This is a genomic window from Mesorhizobium sp. M1A.F.Ca.IN.020.06.1.1 (assembly GCF_004023265.1).
Classification (GTDB): Bacteria; Pseudomonadota; Alphaproteobacteria; order Rhizobiales; family Rhizobiaceae; genus Mesorhizobium.
Window position 1 is genome coordinate 1 of the sequence record NZ_RZSR01000899.1, and the last position, 2461, is coordinate 2461.

Annotated in this window: 3 protein-coding genes and 1 pseudogene; 1 reads left to right on the forward strand and 3 read right to left on the reverse strand. The window is 63.8% G+C overall.

What is annotated here, in order from left to right:
- Positions 1 to 290: LysR family transcriptional regulator (locus EOA60_RS28720; RefSeq protein ID WP_128312290.1), on the reverse strand; the 290-nt coding region annotated here is incomplete at its 3' end.
- A 102-nt stretch (positions 291 to 392) separates the two neighbouring features.
- Between EOA60_RS28720 and EOA60_RS28725 the strand changes: the two genes are divergently transcribed.
- Positions 393 to 1013 (forward strand): pyridoxamine 5'-phosphate oxidase family protein, encoded by a 621-nt coding sequence (locus EOA60_RS28725; protein ID WP_095823981.1) that lies wholly within the window; start codon positions 393 to 395, stop codon positions 1011 to 1013.
- Here EOA60_RS28725 and EOA60_RS28730 read toward each other — a convergent pair.
- Positions 1010 to 1738, reverse strand: a complete 729-nt coding sequence (locus tag EOA60_RS28730; protein ID WP_066990251.1) for a YdcF family protein — start codon at positions 1736 to 1738, stop codon at positions 1010 to 1012. The genes EOA60_RS28725 and EOA60_RS28730 overlap by 4 nt on opposite strands.
- Before the next feature lie 184 nt (positions 1739 to 1922).
- Positions 1923 to 2461: pseudogene (locus tag EOA60_RS28735) on the reverse strand (ABC transporter permease); the annotation flags it as partial.

Sequence of the window (2461 nt, forward strand, 5' to 3'; positions counted from 1 at the left end):
GTGATCACCAGCTCGCCGGTCGGGCTCAAGTATTCGCCAGCGGCGGCGCGCTCGGCTTCGCCCACCTCATCGAGGATACGGCGGCAGGCGGCGAGATAGGAACGACCAGCGTCCGTCAAGGTGAGGCGCCGCGTCGAGCGGTTGAGCAGACGCGTCTTGAGGTGCCTCTCCAGTTCGGAGAGCTTGCGGCTGACGGTGGCGAGCGGCACGCCGGCATGTCGCGCGACGGCGGAAAGGCTGCCGGCCTCCACGGTGGCTACGAACAAGAACATGGCGTCGAGGCGGTCCATTTATTCTTCCGAAATGTGGAAGGATGGATTGCAAATATGCCTTCTACCTCCGGATTTCGGAAGGGGCTACATGTCGTTCCACTTTGGCAGAGGACAGCCGCCATGGACGCCTTCACCAGCGACGTCGCCTTTACCCCTACGGTCAAGGCCATCCAGTCCCGCAAGGGCTCGCGCGCATCTTATGCGCGGGTCGAGGAGCGCGGCGGCTGGCGGGCGACGATCACGCCCGACCTCGCCGCCTTCGTCGAGGCGCAGACCAGTGTGTTCCTGGCGACAGCCAATGGCGGAGGTCAACCCTATGTTCAGCATCGCGGCGGGCCAGCCGGCTTCCTGAAGGTGCTGGACGAGCAAACGATCGGCTTTGCCGATTTCTCGGGGAACCGGCAGTTCATCACCCAGGGCAATCTTGCGGACAATGCCCAGGCCTTCCTGTTCCTGATCGACTACATGCTTCGGCAGCGCATCAAGATCTGGGGCACAGCGCGCGTCGTCGAGGACGATGCGGAGCTGACGGCGAGGCTGATGCCGGCCAACTACAAGGCGCGGCCGGAGCAGGCGATCCTGTTCAGCGTCACGGCCTGGGATGCAAATTGCCCGCAGCATATTCCGCAGCGCTTCGAGGCGGCGGATGTGGCCGCCGCGCTTGCCGAGCGGGATAGACGCATTGCCGGTCTGGAGCAGGAGATCGCACGCCTGCGCAACAGCGCGTCTGGCGAAGCTTAGTTCTTGCTCACCGTAGAGGCTTCGGCGAGCGTGACGCCCTCGGTGGTCGGCCGAAGCGGGACGATGCCGCGCGCCAGCGCCAACACATATTTGCTGTATTCGGTGAGCAGCACGCGCAGTGCTTCCGGCTTGGTCAGCCAGCTGCCATTGCCGAGCTTGTTGTTGACCACCGGATAGGGCTCAAGCCGCGCGCCATGCAGCAGCCGGCCCATCTCGAGCAGGCTGCGCGGCATGTGGTAGTTGTTGGTGACGACGATGATGCTGCCATAGGCGTGGCTTTCCACCCATTTGGCGCTCTCCTCGGCATTGCCGATCGTGTCGAGCGCGGCGCGGTCGATGTCGACGCAGCAGGAGAACAGCTGCTTGTCGCCGCCCATCGCCGCTTGCAATTGGCGGCGGCTCGCCGTGGGGTGAACACCGCTGATCAAGAGCCGCTCGCCCTTGCCTGATGCCAGCAGATCCATGGCGGCGTCGAGCCTCGACTGACCACCGGTGAGCACGATGATTGCGTCGGCCCTGGCCGGATTGACCGGCGTCGTCATGTTGCTGACCTTGTCGGCAAACCAGCCGAAGCCGCCGGCGAAAAGCGCCAGCAGGGCGAGCACGAAGAAACCGCAGAGACGAAGCGCAAATCTGAGACGACCGGTTCTTGCAGACGCAGCACCGCGCGTAAGCGCCGCTGGCATCCGTCCAGCCGTTCCGATCGAGTCCCGCGCGTCCATCATCCCCAGGTTAATCCTGAAAACATCCAATGGTTAACTCTGAAACGTCGCCTTTCATAGATAGCACGGCGCACATTGCGTTACGGCAGTTTCCCTTGCGTGATCATGCACTTGTGGAGTCCGGATCGCATTGGAAACCCAACTTGCCACCTCTTGCATTCGCGCCACCCTTGGCTACGCGTCATGATCAGACCGCCTCCGGCTGCCGGATGTCGATCTCGCTGAGATAGGCGACGACCGTGGCATGCGAGGTCGCAGCGGTCAGCGCGCCGATCACCAGCACCATCAGGGCGACGCCGAGATAGCCGGTGGAGCCGATCGCGAAATTGCCGAACAGCGCGGTCGCCTGGTCGGCCTCAGGCGTCGCCATGTTGCGCGACGACCACCAGGAAAAGACGATGAAGACCATGATAGCGGCGGCACCTCCGGCGGCGGCGCCTTTCATGCCGGTGACCAGGAAATGCCAACGGAATTCGCGCGCGATGAAGCGGGCCTCGGCGCCGACAAAATGCAGGACCTCGATGATGTGGCCGTTGCCGGCCATGGCGCCGCGCGTGGCGAACACCACCGTCAGCACCGTCGCCGATAATATCAGCGCCAAAACGGCAAAGCCGATCGTCACTGTCGTATGCGCCATGGCGACCAGCCGGTCGACCCAGGTGCGATGGTCGTCGAGCGCGGCGCCATGGCCGGCAACGGCCACATCATCGAGGTCCTGCATTTTGT